This window comes from Bradyrhizobium sp. ma5, assembly GCF_042258955.1.
GTDB lineage: Bacteria > Pseudomonadota > Alphaproteobacteria > Rhizobiales > Xanthobacteraceae > Bradyrhizobium.
Window position 1 is genome coordinate 1223769 of record NZ_CP170156.1, and the last position, 15874, is coordinate 1239642.

The 15874-nt window shown below is 62.2% G+C and carries 15 protein-coding genes; 12 read left to right on the forward strand and 3 right to left on the reverse strand.

Annotated features, from left to right (window positions below; genetic code table 11):
* Positions 1 to 47 precede the first annotated feature (47 nt).
* Positions 48 to 776, reverse strand: coding sequence for a LuxR family transcriptional regulator (locus ACE103_RS05580; RefSeq protein ID WP_375778626.1), 729 nt, complete (start codon positions 774 to 776; stop codon positions 48 to 50).
* A 290-nt stretch (positions 777 to 1066) separates the two neighbouring features.
* Entirely contained in the window at positions 1067 to 1666 is a 600-nt protein-coding gene (locus ACE103_RS05585) for a TetR/AcrR family transcriptional regulator (RefSeq protein WP_223970494.1), read from the reverse strand.
* Positions 1667 to 1997: 331 nt separating this feature from the next.
* Here ACE103_RS05585 and ACE103_RS05590 point away from each other — a divergent pair, with 331 nt between their 5' ends.
* The 7 genes from ACE103_RS05590 to ACE103_RS05620 all read left to right on the forward strand — a co-directional run bounded on the left by ACE103_RS05590 (position 1998) and on the right by ACE103_RS05620 (position 9546).
* Entirely contained in the window at positions 1998 to 3221 is a 1224-nt protein-coding gene (locus tag ACE103_RS05590) for an LLM class flavin-dependent oxidoreductase (RefSeq protein WP_375778627.1), read from the forward strand.
* Between the two features lie 129 nt (positions 3222 to 3350).
* Positions 3351 to 4235: an enoyl-CoA hydratase/isomerase family protein gene (locus ACE103_RS05595; RefSeq protein WP_375778628.1), complete on the forward strand. Its 885-nt coding sequence runs from the start codon at positions 3351 to 3353 to the stop codon at positions 4233 to 4235.
* 2 nt (positions 4236 to 4237) lie between these two features.
* Positions 4238 to 6139 (forward strand): AMP-dependent synthetase/ligase, encoded by a 1902-nt coding sequence (locus tag ACE103_RS05600; RefSeq protein WP_375778629.1) that lies wholly within the window; start codon positions 4238 to 4240, stop codon positions 6137 to 6139.
* A 46-nt stretch (positions 6140 to 6185) separates the two neighbouring features.
* A complete protein-coding gene (locus ACE103_RS05605) occupies positions 6186 to 6929 on the forward strand; it encodes a creatininase family protein (RefSeq protein WP_375778630.1) in 744 nt (247 codons plus the stop codon).
* Positions 6930 to 6943: 14 nt separating this feature from the next.
* On the forward strand, positions 6944 to 7432 hold the full coding sequence (locus tag ACE103_RS05610) for a flavin reductase family protein (RefSeq protein WP_375778631.1): 489 nt from the start codon (positions 6944 to 6946) through the stop codon (positions 7430 to 7432).
* Between the two features lie 29 nt (positions 7433 to 7461).
* The gene (locus ACE103_RS05615; protein ID WP_375778632.1) at positions 7462 to 8253 is read left to right on the forward strand and encodes an enoyl-CoA hydratase/isomerase family protein; all 792 of its coding nucleotides are present in this window, start codon (positions 7462 to 7464) and stop codon (positions 8251 to 8253) included.
* 66 nt (positions 8254 to 8319) lie between these two features.
* Positions 8320 to 9546 (forward strand): ABC transporter substrate-binding protein, encoded by a 1227-nt coding sequence (locus tag ACE103_RS05620; RefSeq protein WP_375778633.1) that lies wholly within the window; start codon positions 8320 to 8322, stop codon positions 9544 to 9546.
* Positions 9547 to 9654: 108 nt separating this feature from the next.
* Here ACE103_RS05620 and ACE103_RS05625 read toward each other — a convergent pair whose 3' ends face one another.
* Positions 9655 to 10122 (reverse strand): MarR family winged helix-turn-helix transcriptional regulator, encoded by a 468-nt coding sequence (locus ACE103_RS05625; RefSeq protein ID WP_375778634.1) that lies wholly within the window; start codon positions 10120 to 10122, stop codon positions 9655 to 9657.
* 401 nt (positions 10123 to 10523) lie between these two features.
* On the opposite strand from ACE103_RS05625, the gene ACE103_RS05630 reads away from it, so the two are divergent.
* The 5 genes from ACE103_RS05630 to ACE103_RS05650 are packed head-to-tail and all read left to right on the forward strand — an operon-like array spanning position 10524 to position 15847.
* Complete coding sequence (locus ACE103_RS05630) at positions 10524 to 12782, forward strand: xanthine dehydrogenase family protein molybdopterin-binding subunit (RefSeq protein WP_375778635.1); 2259 nt, start codon at positions 10524 to 10526, stop codon at positions 12780 to 12782.
* A 16-nt stretch (positions 12783 to 12798) separates the two neighbouring features.
* On the forward strand, positions 12799 to 13236 hold the full coding sequence (locus ACE103_RS05635) for a CoxG family protein (protein ID WP_375778636.1): 438 nt from the start codon (positions 12799 to 12801) through the stop codon (positions 13234 to 13236).
* 2 nt (positions 13237 to 13238) lie between these two features.
* Positions 13239 to 14108 (forward strand): FAD binding domain-containing protein, encoded by an 870-nt coding sequence (locus ACE103_RS05640; RefSeq protein WP_375778637.1) that lies wholly within the window; start codon positions 13239 to 13241, stop codon positions 14106 to 14108.
* Between the two features lies 1 nt (position 14109).
* Positions 14110 to 14598 (forward strand): (2Fe-2S)-binding protein, encoded by a 489-nt coding sequence (locus ACE103_RS05645; RefSeq protein ID WP_375778638.1) that lies wholly within the window; start codon positions 14110 to 14112, stop codon positions 14596 to 14598.
* A gap of 37 nt (positions 14599 to 14635) precedes the next feature.
* A complete protein-coding gene (locus ACE103_RS05650) occupies positions 14636 to 15847 on the forward strand; it encodes an FAD-dependent monooxygenase (RefSeq protein ID WP_375778639.1) in 1212 nt (403 codons plus the stop codon).
* Positions 15848 to 15874: the final 27 nt, after the last annotated feature.

Genomic DNA, 15874 nt, shown 5'->3' on the forward strand with positions numbered 1-15874 from the left:
AGATTGTTGATGTGAGTCATTACCTGTGGTTGTAGGGGGCGTGCGTCCTAATTCTGCTTTCTTTTGCTAGCAGCGGCTAGATGCGTCACCGCCTGCGCGATCGTGCGAACGCCCAGCTTTTCCTTCGCCTTCTCGAGGTAGTACGCAACTGTGTTGCGCGAGATACCGAGAATGCAGCCGATTTCCCAAGAGCTCTTTCCTTGAGCCGCCCACTCCAAACATTCTACTTCGCGGCGCGACAGTCGAATTCCGTCGAGACCATGTTCGTTCCCGAGCTTGCGACGAAGGTGAGCATGAAAATACATTGCCATGAGCTGAAGAACACGCGCGTACGAATCAATGCACTTCTCGAACTGTGGCCGGCGCTCGTCGGTGGCGAAAGTCAATGCAGAGATTGGGCCATGCCTATCGTGAATGGGAACCGTGAAGCCAGACCGGATTCCGAATTGCGCGGCTTCGTCGAATAGTTGTCGCTGCGCCATCGAACTGGTTTGTGATCGAAAATCGACTCCCCATCGAAAGGGCTCTGGGTTCTGAAGCGCTTCTCTAATGACGGGGTCGATGATTTGATACTTGTTGTGTAGATAATGGGCCGTCCACCGCGATGGATAAGTCGAGATGAGTTGGGGATGCTTGTTTTCTTCGCTCTTGAGAGCGAGATAAGCGAAACACGATAGGTCCAAAGCGGATGCTGTTTTCGCCAGCGCGTTGGAGAAGCCTGCGGCATCTTCGGCGCCGACTATTGCATCAATGAATTCTTGGAATACCCGATGCATATGTTCTCTCCCAGATCAGTATGCGCATTAGCCTTGTAGGCGACCCACCGCAGCGTCGTCGCGGTGCGGCGGTTGAGGGTGCCTTGCCCGTCGGGCTGACGGAAAGCCTGCTAACGTCAAGCACCACACGTCTCCGCAGCTACGCCGAAGGGAACTAATCACACCCTGGGTCGCACGGGGCTCGCCCATCACATTCGGATCTCTCATGTGCAGCAATGGCGATAGGCGGAATTTTGCGGACGCGAGGACCGTCTCATTGATAGGGTTTGCGCAGGCAGGCCAGACGTAGGTTAGAGGTCGCCGCGGCCGAGCAGCGCGTGTAGCGCAGCCTGCCGCATGATGGAGACGATTGACGCCTCGTCTAGGCCCTTCTTGAGTGTCGCCGCCGTGTTGAGCATGGAGAACACGCCCTGCGTTAGCAGTCGCGCCTCCGGTTCGGACAGGTCGGGCCGAAGCGGCATTACGACGGAAACCCACTCTTCGGCGTACAACGCCATCTCGCGCCGGATCCTTCTGTGGTCGTGTTCAGGAAGAGCGTGCTCGTTCTTTGTGAAGATGAGCGTGCTGGGTGGTCCCTTGAGAATCAACCGGATGTGCGACTCGACCATCGCCACGATGGCCGCCTTAGGTTCCGTCGTCGTTTCCGCGATCCGCTTTGCGATCCCGTGCACGATCTGCGTCGGCTCCTCCAGAACCGCGATCAGAAGTGCCTGCTTGTTCTGAAAGTGGCGATAAAGTCCGGGGCCGGTGATGCCCGCGCGTGCAGCGATCATCTCGACAGTGACCGCGTCGTAGGAGTGCTGCAGGAAGAGCTCGGCGGCGACCGCGATCAACTGTGCGCGCCGCCCGCTGCTGTATGCCCGCTTGATCGGCAATGGCTGGATGCTCATCGGGACGAACCGTACCACGCAGCGCACACGAAGCACCTTGCCATCCCTCGCGCCCGTGTCGTCTGTCCCAAGCTGAATGAACGGATCACGTAAACATCTCGTTTCACCGGAATGTAAATCATGCCTAACTTTTTTGCGACGTCGCCTGGTCTCGGGTAAGGGCCTCGGCACCTTGTTGTATGCGCTTTTCCTTGCAGAATTTCATATTTTTGCAGGAAATCTAGAAATATTCTATTCAAGGGCCCGGCTGACTGAAGGCTGTTGACAAGGCGATTCACTGAGTTCAATGTTAGTACAGATTAACATCTTGGACTCAATGGAGGCGCGACGCATGCGGTTTGTCTTCTTTAGCGAGGGGGAGACCCCACCGGGACATACCCACGCGCAGCGCTACCGCGAGCTCATTGACGAGGTTCTGCTGGCGGAAAAAGTGGGCTTCGATGCGTTCGGGTGCTCGGAACAACACGTCGCGATTGGCACGGCCTCGACCTCAGCCCCCGAAGTGATTTTTCCGTACTTGATGGCGCTGACCAGCAGGATCCAATTCATCCACCTGATCACGCCGCTGCCCAAGAAGATCAACCACGCGCTGCGCGTTGCGGAGCGGCTGGCGACCGAGGATATCCTGTCCAACGGCCGCGTCGCGCTTGGCGTCGGACGCGGCAACACCACCCTCGCACTGCGCGCCTTCGAGGTTTCCCCCGACGAGACGCGGGGCCAGCAAATCGAAGGCATCGAGGTCATTCGCCGAGCCCTCGCGAACGACGTCTTCTCCTTCGTCGGAGAGCACTACAAGATCCCGCCGCGCAGCCTGGTTCCCAAGCACCTTCAGCAGCCCTATCCGCCGATCCTGATGGCGACCGGAAGCCCGGAGTCGGTCACTGCTGCGGCCCGGATGGGCATCGGCGCCATGATGGGTGGCGGCTATAGCGGATTCGGCTCCGTGCAGAGGATGGCCGACCTCTACGACAAGGAGCTGGCGAGCGCCGAGCATGTGTACCCGGTGCAGGCGCAGAAGGTAGCGGTCGTGTCCGGCGGAATGCACTGCGCTGAGACGAGTGAGGAGGCGGAGCGGTGGGCGGCCACTCTGGCCGAGAGCGTCGCTCTGTCCATCGACGCCTACGAGCGGCTCTCGAAGCTGTCCAGCGACTATGCGAGCCTCGGAAAGATCAAGAATGTCGACTTCAGAAACCAACGCTACCTGTTCGATGAGTCGGCCAGCTTCATCGTCGGAGATCCCAAGACCTGCATCGCCCAGGTTCAGCGGTTCGTCGACATAGGCATCGACGCGATCGCGATGCGCGTCGACGGTCTCCCGCACCGGGAGTTGATGAAGTCCATCGAGCTCTTCGGCAATTACGTTATCCCTGCTTTCAAGAACCCCAGGTCGGTGGTGCGCAGGGCAGAGGAGATCCTTGCCGACATTCGAACCGCTCGCCCTGCCCACTACGCCGAGGTCGAGGCCCACCAGCGCGCCGCCGGAAAGACCGACGAGACTGGTCCCAAGAAAGCCGACAAGGCCGTCGGCGCCGCCATGGTGGGAGAGACCCGATGACTAACTTGCCCCACGACGACATCTTCGCGGAGGCCGGCAGGCCTTCCGTGAAAGCGACCCTCGCGCTTCCTTCGGCCCGCGATGAGGACCGTTCGGTCATGATCACACGCTCGAGCAACTAGAGGAGCGATGCATCAGATGACGCCTCCATCCACGCCAAACGAGAGCGAGGCGGCTACCGGGCTGCTGACGGTCGACCACGACGGTGTCGTGGTCGCAACGCTCGACAGGAGGCCGGCCAATGCGTTGAACCGTCCGCTGCTGCTCGCTATGACGGCGCTGTTCAGGGATCGTGGCGAGAGCGATCCGCCGCCGCTGGTGATCACCGGCGCCGGAAAGCGGTTCTTCTGCGTCGGCGGCGACATCAAGGAGGCGGATGGCCTCGCCGCTGACCCGATCGCGGACCGGATGCGGGCGTTCCACAACCTGCTGGTTGCGATGGAACGATACCCGGGTCCGCTGATCGCCGCCGTCAACGGCGACTGCGTCGGCGGCGGCGTGGAATATGCGCTCTTTGCAGACGCTGTGCTTGCCGTGCCTCACGCCAGGTTCGGATTTCCAGAGATCAGACATGGCCTTCTGCCTGCGGATAAAGGCATCCAGCGGCTCGTCCGACTGATCGGGATGCGGGCCGCGCGTGACCTGCTGCTGAGCGGTGAGCTCATCGGCGCTGACCAGGCGGCGCGGTTGGGTCTCGTCGACGCCATCGTCGAGCCGGACCGATTGGTGGCGGAAGCGCTCGGCCGAGCCCGCGAGGCCGGACGACGCGCGCCTGTCCTCTACGCGGCGCTCAAGCATGCCGTGAACGACTACGACGAAATTGAGAATCAACAGCGAGCCGAAATGACGCTCGCCAAGGCTGCCTCCTGGTTCAATGACCCCGTGGCCCGGAGCCTCCGTGAAGGATGGAGGCAGGGCCGTGTGTTGTCGCGACCTTCCGACGGAAGGCCGCCAGCGCTGAACACCACACCGAACGCAGGCCCGGCAGGTCTGCTTCACGAACCGGAGCGATGACAATGGTCACAAATCCCGCCCCCGCAGCCGCCGCCCGCACACAGCAGGTGCCAGTGCTGAGCGGCGTCGTCGACAGCGGCGTCGCCAACTTCGAGGCCGTCGAGCGAACCTTCGCCCAGATGGTGCAGGACCGAGCCGAGATCGAACCCGAGGAGGTCGCGTTCTGTCAATGGGACGGTACGCGCGCGATCCCGACCACGTGGGCGCAGTATGCCTCGGCCGTGCGCGAGGTGGCGCTCGGCCTGGCCGCCCTCGGCGTCACACGCGGGGACAGGGTCGCCATCATGGCGCCAGGCCGGGGCGAGTGGGTGATAACGGCGCTCGGCATCCTCTCCGTCGGGGCGATCCCGGTGGGCGTCTACCCCACGAGCGCCGCCGTGGAGGTAAGGCAGCTCGCCGGGCACAGCGAAGCTGTCGTCATGGTCGTCGGGGACGATGCCGACGTGGCAAAGGTTGCCGCGGTCGCTCCGGAGCTTCCCGCGCTGCGGGCCGTGATCAGCTTCGACGGCGCTCCGTCGGGGCTGCCCGAGACGGTCGCCAGCAAGACTTGGGCCGACCTGCGCGAGGCCGGCCAAGCCCTCGACGAAACCAACCCGGCTCTGTTCGACTTCCTCCTCGACGGTGGGGGCATCGATCAAACCGCGGCCTTGTTCTACACCTCCGGGTCCACCGGAGCCCCCAAGGGGGTCATCCATACCCACCGCACCCTGCAGTACTCGATACTCGGCTCGGTCGTTCTCAACCCCGAGCTGACCAAGAGCCGCCGAGACTCGGTCAGTTTCCTGGGCCTGTCACACGTCTCTCCGGCCTTGTCCGGCGTTTTCGCGCCGATCATGACCCGGGCGGTGGTGACCTTCTGCCGCTTGGACCAGAGCTCCGAGGCCCTCCGCGGCGTACGTCCTACCGGGATCGTTTGGCCGCCGCGGCTTCATGAGAAGCTGCTCAGCGGCGCACTCTCGGCGATCAAAGCTTCGCCGGCATCCTTCCAGAAGTCCTACGAGGACGCGATGGCGGTGGCTCGAGAGGTCGCCGCCGCGCGCCGGCGCGGCGACATCGTGCCTGCCGAACTGCAAGCACGCTACGACAAGGCCCAGGAGCAGGTGTTCCTACCCCTGCGCGCGAATTTGGGCGTGGATCGGGTCGACGTCGCTTGGACCGCGTCGGGAGCGATGACCCCCGAGGTGCATGCCTTGTGGCAAATGTGGGGCTTGGATTTGCGCGAGCTCTACGGCACCACCGAGACCTGCGGTTGGATCCTCGCGCAGTGGGACCGCGCCTTCCCACCTCCGGGATCCGTCGGCAAGGCGATGCCGGACCCGCGATTCGCGATCAAGATCAGCAGCGAGGGCGAGCTGATGGTGAAGGGGCCCCTGCTGTTCCGCGGCTACTGGAAAGACCCGGAGGCGTCCGCGGCAGTGATGGATGGGGAGTGGTACCGCACTGGCGACCTCGTCCAGGTCGACGCCTCCGGAGAGGTCAAGCTCATCGGTCGGGCCAAGGACATCATCGTCACCAGTGGCGGCAAGACCATTAGCCCGCAGCCCATTGAGGTGCGCCTCAAGGCAGGTCCCCTTGTCGAGGAGGCCGTGGTTGTCGGTGATGGCCGCAATTACCTCACCGTCCTTATTTGGCCGACCGAGAAGGGCGGCAGGCTCGACAGGGATGCGCTGCATGAGGGCCTGCGATCCTGGATCGAGCAACTCAACGCCGAACTCGCGCGTCCCCTTCAGCTCAAGGACTTCCGTATCGCGGCACGTGCGCTCTCGCCCGGCGCGGGTGAGCTCACGTCCAAGGGCACGATCCGTCGAGCTGCGGTGCTCACCTCGTTCAGCGCGCTCGTCGACGAGATGTACAGCGCCGCGGAGCGCGACGAGTTCGCTGGCCAGGCGCGGCTCCAGGGCTGAGGAGGGACATGAGATGAAGTATCCCAGGCGACCGAGGGAGCTGCGAATGGAGTATCTGACCAGCGCCGAGATCGTTGAGGCGATCGCTGGCGGCGCCCGTACGGCGATCCTTCCGCTGGGCGCGATCGAACAGCACGGACCTCATCTCCCGCTGTCAGTGGACAGCGATCACGCCGACGCCCTCGCGCTTCGCATCGCCAACAAGCTAGGCACTGCACTGGTCCTGCCCACGGTCAGGGTGGGGTACTCGCCCCACCATCTCGGCTTCGCCGGTACCCTCTCGGTGCGTCCCTCCACCTTGGAGGCGATCTGTATGGATTACTGCAGCAGCCTGGCTGCGCACGGGTTCACCCGCGTCGTCCTCTTCTCCGGTCATATCGGCAACTATCCGATCATGCGCGACTTCGAGCCGCGGCTGGCTGCGGCGCTCACGCCGACGCTTCAGGTCATCGTCTATAGAGACAGTGCCGCGATTCTGGACGCGTGGCGGAGGTCCGCGCAGTCGGTCGCTGGTCTGGGAAGCCACGTCGGTGGTCACGCAGACGTGGCGGAGACCTCGGTGATGCTCGTCCTGCACCCCGAAAGCGTTCGGGCCGACCGGGCGGCGCCGGGATACCTGGGCACGGTCGACGAGGAATTTCTGCATCGGGCGTTCGTCGACGGCATCGACGCGGTCTCGCCCAACGGTGTCCTCGGCGACCCCAAAGGGAGTTCGACGGCGATCGGCCACGCCGCATTGGACGCCGTGACCGATCTCGTCGTCGAGTACGCCACCGTGCACGGAGCGTGAGTCGCATGCCATCCATGAGCGAGCAGATGGATAGCAGGATGCTGCGCGACGCTTTCGGCGCATTCCCGACCGGTGTGGTGGCGGTGGCGGCGCAGGTCGACGGGAGGCTGATGGGTCTCGCGGCCTCTTCGTTCACCTCGGTCTCTCTCGAACCCCCACTGGTGTCATTCGCTGTCGCAAAAGGCTCGACCACGTGGCCCGAGCTGCGCCGAGCCAAGCAGCTCGGCGTCACCGTGCTCGCCGAGGACCATGGCGCATTATGCCGCCAGCTCGCTGGTCCGTCCCAGGAGCGATTCACCGGCGTTGCCTTCGAGATCACCGACAGCGGTGCGGTGATGCTCACTGAGGGGATCGCCCAGTATGACTGCACTGTCCGCGAGGAGTTGGAGGCGGGCGATCACATCATCGTGCTGCTCCAACTCCATGCCGTCGTCGTCCGTAGCCGCGGGCAGCCCCTCATCTTCCACCGCAGCGAGTTCGGAAGGCTGCGGCCGCAGAAGTAAACCGACAGGGAAGCAAAAGGAAAAGATCAATGACACAGCATGACTACAAGTATCTTATCATCGAGAAGCGCGACAGCGCCGTCGCCGTTGTGACGATGAACCGGCCGGAGATTCTGAACGCGATCAACTGGGAAATGCACGAGGAACTGGAGCAGGTCTTTGTGGATCTCGACAAGGACGAGTCCGTCCGTGCGATCGTTCTGACCGGTGCGGGCCGCGGCTTCTGCTCGGGGGGCGATCAGAAGTCGCTCGACACGGGGCTCGGCAAGGGCAAGGGTCCGTCGCCGACGAGGGGCGGACGCCACCTCATCCGCAATATGCTTGAGGTTGAGGTGCCAATTATCGGCGCCGTCAACGGCGTTGCTGTCGGTCTAGGCGCAACACTTGCATTGTTCTGCGACGTCATCTTCGCAAGTCCGACCGCGCGATTTGCCGATACCCATGTGACGGCCGGCGTGGTGGCCGGAGATGGTGGTGCCGTGATCTGGCCGCTGCTGATGGGACCGGTGCGAGCGAAACACTATCTCATGACGGGCGAGTTCATTTCCGCGGAGAAGGCGGCGTCCATGGGGATGATCAACGAAGTCATTTCTGACCGGGACGTCAAGGACGCAGCCATCGAGTATGCCGAGATGCTCGCCGGCGGCCCGCAGAAGTCAATCATCTGGACCAAATACAGCGTCAACAAGATCATCAAGCAGTATGCGCATCTGCTGCTCGATACGTCTGTCGCACTGGAGGCGCTGACTTTCACGTCGCCAGAGCGACGCGAAGCTGTGGCCGCATTTGCAGAGAAGCGGAAACGCTTCGCGGAGCGATGAATGTCGAATCCTTTGATGCACGAGAGGAGACATTGCATGAAGAATTGCATCGGAAAAGAAATGGGAATGAGGAATGAGCTTTTGCACCTGGCCATCGCAATGGTGCTAACGATTGCGCTGTCGGTCTCACCGGCGAAAGCTCAGAAAAAATACGACCCCGGCGCCAGCGATGCGGAGATCAAGGTCGGTCAGACCATGCCATTCTCGGGGCCGGCATCGGCCTATGCCTCGATCGGCAAGACAGAGGCCGCCTATTTCAAGATGATCAATGATCAGGGCGGCATCAACGGCCGCAAGATCAACCTGATTCAGTATGACGACGCCTATTCGCCGCCGAAGGCGGTGGAGCAGGTGCGCAAGCTCATTGAGAGCGACGAGGTGCTCCTGACTTTCCAGATCCTCGGCACGCCTTCGAACGCAGCCGTGCAGAAATATCTCAATTCCAGGAAGGTGCCACAGCTGTTCGCGGCCGCCAGCGCCTCGAGGTTCTCCGATCCGAAAGACTTTCCGTGGACCATGGGCTATGACCCTAACAACTTCGTCGAGGGGCGCATCTACGGCCAGTACATCCTGAAGGAGCATCCGGACGCCAGGATCGGCGTGCTTTATCAGAATGACGACTTCGGCAAGGATTATCTGAACGGCATCAAGGTGGGGCTCGGAGACAAGGCCGCCAAGATGGTGGTCGCGGAAGCTGCCTACGAGGTGACCGATCCGGCCGTCGACTCGCAAGTCCTCAGGATCAAGGATGCCGGCGCCGACCTGTTCTTCATCGCTGCCACCCCGAAGCAGACGGCGCAGGCAATCAAGAAGACCGCTGAGATCGGGTGGCATCCGGTCCAGATCGTCGACATGAAGGCTAGCTCGGTCGGCAGCGTCCTGAAACCGGCCGGGCTTGAAAACGCCAAGGGTCTCATCAGCACCAATTACGGCAAGGAGCCGCTCGATCCGCAATGGAAGGACGATCCGGGCATAAAGCGCTATCTGGCTTTCATGGAGAAGTACGATCCGGGCGGGGACAAGAGCTCGAACTTCAACACCTATGCCTACAGCGCGGCACAGCTTCTGGTCCACGTGCTGCAGCAGTGCGGCGACGACCTGACGCGCGAGAACGTCATGAAGCAGGCGGCCTCGCTCAAGAATGTCACGGGCGACCTCGCGCTGCCCGGGATCACGATCGACACCTCGTCGACCGACTACCGTCTCCACAAACGGTTGCAGATGATGCGGTTCAACGGCGAACGCTGGGAGCTGTTCGGCCCAATCCTGGAGGTCGCGGGGCCTGCGGGCTAGTTGCTGAGTTCTGCGATCCAATCGGCGGCCTATGGGCCGCCGATTTTTTTCGGAGCGGCATCGCGTGCCGGATCAGGCGCAAATCCTCGACCCCGGACGGGAACGGGCTCAGCGGCGTATGATCTTCTTGAGGATTTCGGTAAGTGTTCGAAATTCTGCCCGGGTCAAGGGAGCGAACGTCTCGCTTGAAATCTCACCGACCGTTTCGATTGCGGCGTCCGCCACCCGTCTGCCCTTGTCGGTCAAATCGACCTCCCGCCGTCGCGGATCCAAAGGATCCTCGGAACTCGTTATAAGGCCGCGTAATTTGAGACGGTTAATAACGCCGGTAATGGTAGCTGAGTCGTAGTGTATCAGGCGTCCCAAATGGTTTTGCGAACAAGGTCCGACCTGCCTCAATTTCGCCAGCGTTGAGAATTGAGGCGCCGTCAATTCTTCAATCATCTTCGCGGCAAAGATGGCTGTGTGAGTACGGAGCGCGACGCGCAGCAAGAAGCCCGGTGCGTCATCCAGCCTGTATGACTGTGCAGCTTCTTTTTTCTTTTCCACCGAGCGCCGCTTCGTTTTCGTTTGCACGACTTTCGTTCCCTTGCGGTTGCCGCATCTCGCCGAGAGAGCTTTGGCTGATCGACTCCGAAGTCCTCGGCGCCGATCATTGGTCTACATTCGTTGAACTCAGGAATCCATCTTTGTTGGCCGGAGACCGACTTTATCGTCCCACCGCCGTGTTGTGATCCGGCACGAGCTGCCCGTTTCCCGGCTCCTCGGTCGTCCGGGTGGCGGACATCTACAGCTTTAAGGACTGAAGCCGTGCGGCGCTCAACATTCGGCCGCGAGCTGTTGGACGGGCTCCCCTCATTCGCGGTGCGGTGCATCATAGATCATGTGTACAAGTGCAGCACTTGCATACAAGTGATGAATGCCGTAGTGTCCTCAGATCGCCTCAGCGGGGCACCAAGGCACCATCGGCTTCACGAATGTCGGCAACTGACCAAATGAGCTCCGTTCGACCAGACCTGATCGAGAAAGTCACCGGGCGCGCCGAATACATTGCCGACCTGATGGTCCCGGGGATGCTGCACGGATTTGTGGTTCGCTCGCCGGCCGTTCATGCCCGCATCGTTTCGATCGAAACGGGCGCCGCCCGTTTAATGGACGGTGTCGTGGACGTGCTGATCGGTGAGGATGTTGTCTCGTTCGGGTGCTGGGGCGTTGTGCTCAAGGACCGGCCGATCATTGCCACCGACCGCGTGCGATATATAGGCGAACCCGTCGCCGTGGTGATCGCTGAAACCATCGAGATCGCGGAAAACGCCGCAGAACTAGTTGATGTCCAATACGATGAGCTTCCGCGCGCTACGACCATCCAGGAGGCCATGGCGGAAGACGCGCCGCTGATCCACGAACACCACGAAAATCTTCAGGACTTCTATTTCAAGGGTGGAGCCAAGCCGACGCAAGGCAGCAACATCTTCCACACCTACCGCAGCAATGTCGGCGACGTCGACGCCGCCGAGGCGGCCGCTGCCTACGTTCACGAGGATCACTTCACGTTTCCGGCCATCTCTCACTTTTCGATGGAGCCGCACGCCGTCATCGCGGACTTCAAGGGCGATTCCCTCACGGTCTGGGCCGGTGCGCAGACGCCGACCGCGGTTCAAAAGGTGCTGTCGCGTCTGTTCGGTCTGCAGTTGGCTAAGGTCCGTGTGATCGTCCCTTTCGTCGGCGGCGGCTTCGGCGGCAAGGCGTCGGTGAAGATCGAGCCGCTGGTGGCGGCAGCCTCGTGGAAGGTGCAGCGCGCTGTCCGCGTGGCCCAATCCATTTCCGATTCGATGCTGACCTGCCGAAGGCTCGGGGCCGAGATCGAGATTCGCACGGCTGTGGACGCAAAGGGGCGAATACTCGCCAAGAGCGCCAAACTGCTACTCGATGGCGGCGCCTATTCCGACACCGGTGCGGCTGTCGCCACCAAATCAGCCAATCGCATCATCGGCCCCTATGCGGTGCCGAACCTGCGGCTCGAGGCCACGGCCGTCTATACCAACACCGTTCCCGGCGCTGCCTTCCGTTCCATCGGTGGACCGCAAGCTGTTTGGGCCAAAGAATCGCACATGGACAATGTGGCGGCCGCGATCGGCATGGATCCAGCGGAGTTTCGGTTGCTGAACCTGGCGCCCCGCGGTGAACGCATCCGCCCCGATTTGCGGCCGCTCGACATGGACATGAGTGAGCTGATAGGCCGCGTGACCCAGTCGTTCGCATCAGAAGTGCAGGTATCCAACCGGCGGTCTCGCGGAATGGCGGTCGCCGCGACCGATCCGGCGAACACGCCGATCGCCAACGCGATCGTCCGTCTCAAGATCGATGGATCGATCCTGGTTTCGGTCTCAAGCATCGAAGTCGGCCAGGGCGCGCATGCAACCATGGCCCGGATCGCAGCGCAGACGCTGAAGCAGCCGCTTTCCGCAGTCAGCACCTTGCGCGCAGATACGGCCGTCGCCCCATACGACTGGGGCACGGGCGCGAGCCGATCGACCGTCGTGGTCGGCCTGTCTGTCGAGAACGCGGCGCTCGATGCCGCCGATCAGATCTTCGACATGGTCGCGGATGTCTGGGAGCTGTCCAAGGAAGGCTTGTCGCTGGTCGAGGGGGGCGTCTCTACCGGGTCGGAGGTTCTGACCTTCCATCAGATTTTCCACCGCACGCTGGGCGTCGATTCCGGGGAGGTCGTCGGGCGTGGCGCGATCACACCGCGCTCGAAGAAGGGCGCGCTGGCCGAGTCACCGCTGTTCTGGGAAACGTCCGCTGGCCTCGCGGAAATCGTCGTCGATGAGGACACCGGCGAGATTCACGTGCCCCGTTACGCGAGCGCCGCCGACGTCGGGCGCGTGATCAATCGCGTCGCCGCCGAAGGGCAGGACGAGGGCGCCGCCGCCATGGGCTTCGGACACGCGCTCTATGAACAGCTGGAATTCGAGGACGGTCAGCCCGTCAACGCGACGCCGATCGACTACACGATCCCGCGCATTTCGGACGTGCCGCCGGTGTTCGACACCATCCTGGTCGAGAATGGCGACGGGCCGGGTCCGGGCGGCGCGAAAGGAATGGGCGAAGGAGCGATCCTGCCCGTCGCGCCGGCAATCGCCAATGCGCTGTTCTCGGCCTACGGCATCCGAATTACCAGTCTCCCGATGACGCCTGAAAAGGTGTGGCGCGCCTTGCAGAAGAGGAAGTGAGTTCATGGAATTCAATATGTCGATGCTGGTGCCGGCGACGCCAGAGGATCTCTGGAAGACGTTGATTGACGTGCCCAGCATCTCGTCCTGCATCCCCGGATGCGAGGACGTCGAAGAGATCGCGCGGCTGGAATCCTACAAGGCGACGGTCAAGCAGAAGATCGGGCCTTTCAAGCTCGAAGTGCCGGCCGAGATCCTTGTCGAGTCGATGACGGAGCCGTCTCACGTCCGCACTCGTGCCACGGGCCGCGACAAAATCACCGGGACCAGGCTCGCGGTCATCCTCGACGTCAGCGTGATTCCGGAAGACTCGGGATCCAAGCTGGCCGTCGACGCGAAGGTCGACATCCAGGGGCGCCTGGCGACCATGGGACTCGGGATCATCAGACGCCGCGTTGACCAGAATTTCGAGGAATTCGAGACGCGACTCAAAAACCTGCTAGGCGCGGCCTGATCATGCTGCCGACTCCTTTCGAATTTGAGAGGGCATCCACCATCGCCGACGCCATCAGGGCGGTCGGGCAGGAGGGCGACGGCATGTTTTATTCCGGCGGCACCGAATTGCTGCTGGCGATGAAGATGCGCGTCATCCATACCGAGCGGCTTATCGACATCAAGGGAATCCCCGGCCTCGATCGCATCGTCCTGAACGACGCGAACGAGCTGGAAATCGGCTCGCGCTGCACGCACGCAAAGATCGCGGGCGATCCCGTCATTCGCGAACATGTGCCGGCGCTGGCCTCGCTCTGTGCCGAAGTGGCGAACGTCCGGGTCCGCAGCGTCGGAACAATCGGCGGCAATCTGTGCTTCGGCGAGCCGCATGCGGATCCGCCAACGATGCTTGGGGCGTTGGATGCGCGGCTGGTGCTTCAAGGTCCGAGCGGCACCCGCTTGGTCCACGCCGACGATTTTATCCGGAGCGAGCTGGAAACGGTGCGGGAGCCCGACGAGTTGCTGACGCGCGTGGTGTTTCCGCGCCCCTCTGGGCCCGTGACCTATCGGCGGTTCAAGCACGGTGAGAGGCCCTCGGTGAACGTCGCCATGGCCTGGTCGCTGGACGCCAACGGAAGGAGGATCAGAAGCGCCCGCGTGCGGGTCGGAGCGCTCGGCTCGCGACCTCAGCCCTTGAAGGCAGTTGAAGAAGCCCTCCAGGGCATATCCGTCGCCGAGGTTCGCCCGGCTATCGAGGCGGTGCTCCCGACGGCACTGGATGAGCTTGAAGTCAATGAGGATAGGCATGGCGGCGCCGACTATAAGCGCCACCTTGCGGGTGTCTTGTTGCTGCGAAACGCCGAAGAGGCCATCGCGGCAGGCGGGAGCGCATGACATGATACATGTGCTGCACATTTCATTCTCGTTGAACGGCCGGGTGACCGCGATCGAGGTCCCGACCCATACGCTGTTGATCGATCTGATCCGGGATCGCCTTGGTCTGAAGGGAACCAAGCGTTCCTGCGACATGGAAGTATGTGGCGCGTGCACCGTTCTGCTCGACGGTGAACCGATCTCGAGTTGCACCACACTCGCCGTCGATGTTGATCGGCGGGAAGTCACGACCATTGAGGGCGTGACGCCGCCCGATGGCCTGTCACGGATTCAGAAGGCGTTCGTGCTTCACGGCGGCCTTCAGTGTGGCTTCTGCACGCCTGGCTTCATTATGGCGGTCACAGCGCTGCTGAAGGCGACGCCGCACCCCACCGATGAAGAAATCCGTCACTACCTGCACGGCAACCTATGCCGTTGCACGGGATACACCAAGATTTTCGAAGCCGTAAGGAGCCTTGCCGCCCGGCAAGTCTCCGAAGATGCCGCTTAACCGATCGCGAGACAGCGTACTTATCGTTGGAGATGTCATGAGTATTGAACGGGTCAGTAAATCGAGCGTCATCATTGCCGGCGCGGGCATTGGTGGCTTGGCGATGGCGCTGTCGTTGCTTCGTCGCGGCATCGATTGCGACGTGTTCGAGCAAGCGCCCGAGCTACGCGAGGTGGGAGCTGGTCTCTGGGTCTCCATGAACGGAGTGCGTGTTCTCAGGGATCTCGGCCTCACCGAGCAGGTAGAGCAGAACTGCATTGCCGCAGAGCGACGCTCGATCCGGCTCTGGAATACCGGAGACCGGTGGCCCCTCTACGATCGCAGCTCCGACGCGGCGCGCAACCAACCTTATTTGTTGCTACGCGCTCACTTGCTGAGGATCCTTGTTGACGGCGTGCGCGAGCTGAAGCCGGGCGCCATCCACTTGAACGCTCGCGTTGTCGGGTTCAGTCAGGACGACGAAAGGGTTCAGGCCAAGCTCGCCGACGGCTCCGAAGTCGAAGGTCGCGCGCTTATCGGCGCCGACGGTGCTCATTCGAAGGTCCGCCTTGGCCTCATCGGCAACATCGAGAGCCAGTACACGAAGGCTATCGCGTGGCGCGGCCTTGTGCCGGTCGGCCGCCTTGCGCCGCATCAACGCGAACCCGAGGTGGCAACATGGATTGGGCCCACCGCGCATGTCACGGCCTATCCGGTCCGCTGGCAGAACACGGTCATGATGACCTTTTCGGGCCAGGTCGACCATGACGACTGGCTGCTCGAATCCTGGTCGGAGAAGGGCTCGGCCGAGGAGTGCCTGAAGGACTTCGAGGGTTGGCATCCGGACATCATCGATCTGATCAAGAACGTGGATACGCTGAACAAGTGGGGCCTGTTCGTGCGGCCCTCGCTGGATACGTGGTCAAAGGGACGTATCACCCTGCTCGGCGACGCTTGCCATTCGATGCTCCCATACCTCGGGCAGGGTGTGAACATGGCCCTGGAGGACGCATCCGTTCTCGCGCGTTGTTTCGAGGAGCAACCCGATGACCTCCCGGTAGCATTCAAGACCTATCAGAGCCTACGGCTCGATCGTACCACGGTGGTCACGAAGTCCGCGGCCAGCATGCTGCCGATCTTCCATAGCCAAGAGCTGAGCACGCCGGAGACGGCGAGTGATTACATCAGGACTCAGTGGGCGCCGGAGGCGTCGGCTGCGCGATACGATTGGATTTACCGGTACGACGCGACCACCGTGCCGCTTCACTGACATCCCCGCGAGTATGACGGCTGGAGC

What these genes read in the sequence shown, in the direction of transcription:
- ACE103_RS05580 (WP_375778626.1), bottom strand. Translation starts at nt 776, where the DNA reads ATGCATCGGGTATTCCAAGAATTCATTGATGCAATAGTCGGCGCCGAA.
- ACE103_RS05585 (WP_223970494.1), bottom strand. Translation starts at nt 1,666, where the DNA reads ATGAGCATCCAGCCATTGCCGATCAAGCGGGCATACAGCAGCGGGCGG.
- ACE103_RS05590 (WP_375778627.1), top strand. Translation starts at nt 1,998, where the DNA reads ATGCGGTTTGTCTTCTTTAGCGAGGGGGAGACCCCACCGGGACATACC.
- ACE103_RS05595 (WP_375778628.1), top strand. Translation starts at nt 3,351, where the DNA reads ATGCATCAGATGACGCCTCCATCCACGCCAAACGAGAGCGAGGCGGCT.
- ACE103_RS05600 (WP_375778629.1), top strand. Translation starts at nt 4,238, where the DNA reads ATGGTCACAAATCCCGCCCCCGCAGCCGCCGCCCGCACACAGCAGGTG.
- ACE103_RS05605 (WP_375778630.1), top strand. Translation starts at nt 6,186, where the DNA reads ATGGAGTATCTGACCAGCGCCGAGATCGTTGAGGCGATCGCTGGCGGC.
- ACE103_RS05610 (WP_375778631.1), top strand. Translation starts at nt 6,944, where the DNA reads ATGAGCGAGCAGATGGATAGCAGGATGCTGCGCGACGCTTTCGGCGCA.
- ACE103_RS05615 (WP_375778632.1), top strand. Translation starts at nt 7,462, where the DNA reads ATGACACAGCATGACTACAAGTATCTTATCATCGAGAAGCGCGACAGC.
- ACE103_RS05620 (WP_375778633.1), top strand. Translation starts at nt 8,320, where the DNA reads ATGAGGAATGAGCTTTTGCACCTGGCCATCGCAATGGTGCTAACGATT.
- ACE103_RS05630 (WP_375778635.1), top strand. Translation starts at nt 10,524, where the DNA reads ATGTCGGCAACTGACCAAATGAGCTCCGTTCGACCAGACCTGATCGAG.
- ACE103_RS05635 (WP_375778636.1), top strand. Translation starts at nt 12,799, where the DNA reads ATGTCGATGCTGGTGCCGGCGACGCCAGAGGATCTCTGGAAGACGTTG.
- ACE103_RS05640 (WP_375778637.1), top strand. Translation starts at nt 13,239, where the DNA reads ATGCTGCCGACTCCTTTCGAATTTGAGAGGGCATCCACCATCGCCGAC.
- ACE103_RS05645 (WP_375778638.1), top strand. Translation starts at nt 14,110, where the DNA reads ATGATACATGTGCTGCACATTTCATTCTCGTTGAACGGCCGGGTGACC.
- ACE103_RS05650 (WP_375778639.1), top strand. Translation starts at nt 14,636, where the DNA reads ATGAGTATTGAACGGGTCAGTAAATCGAGCGTCATCATTGCCGGCGCG.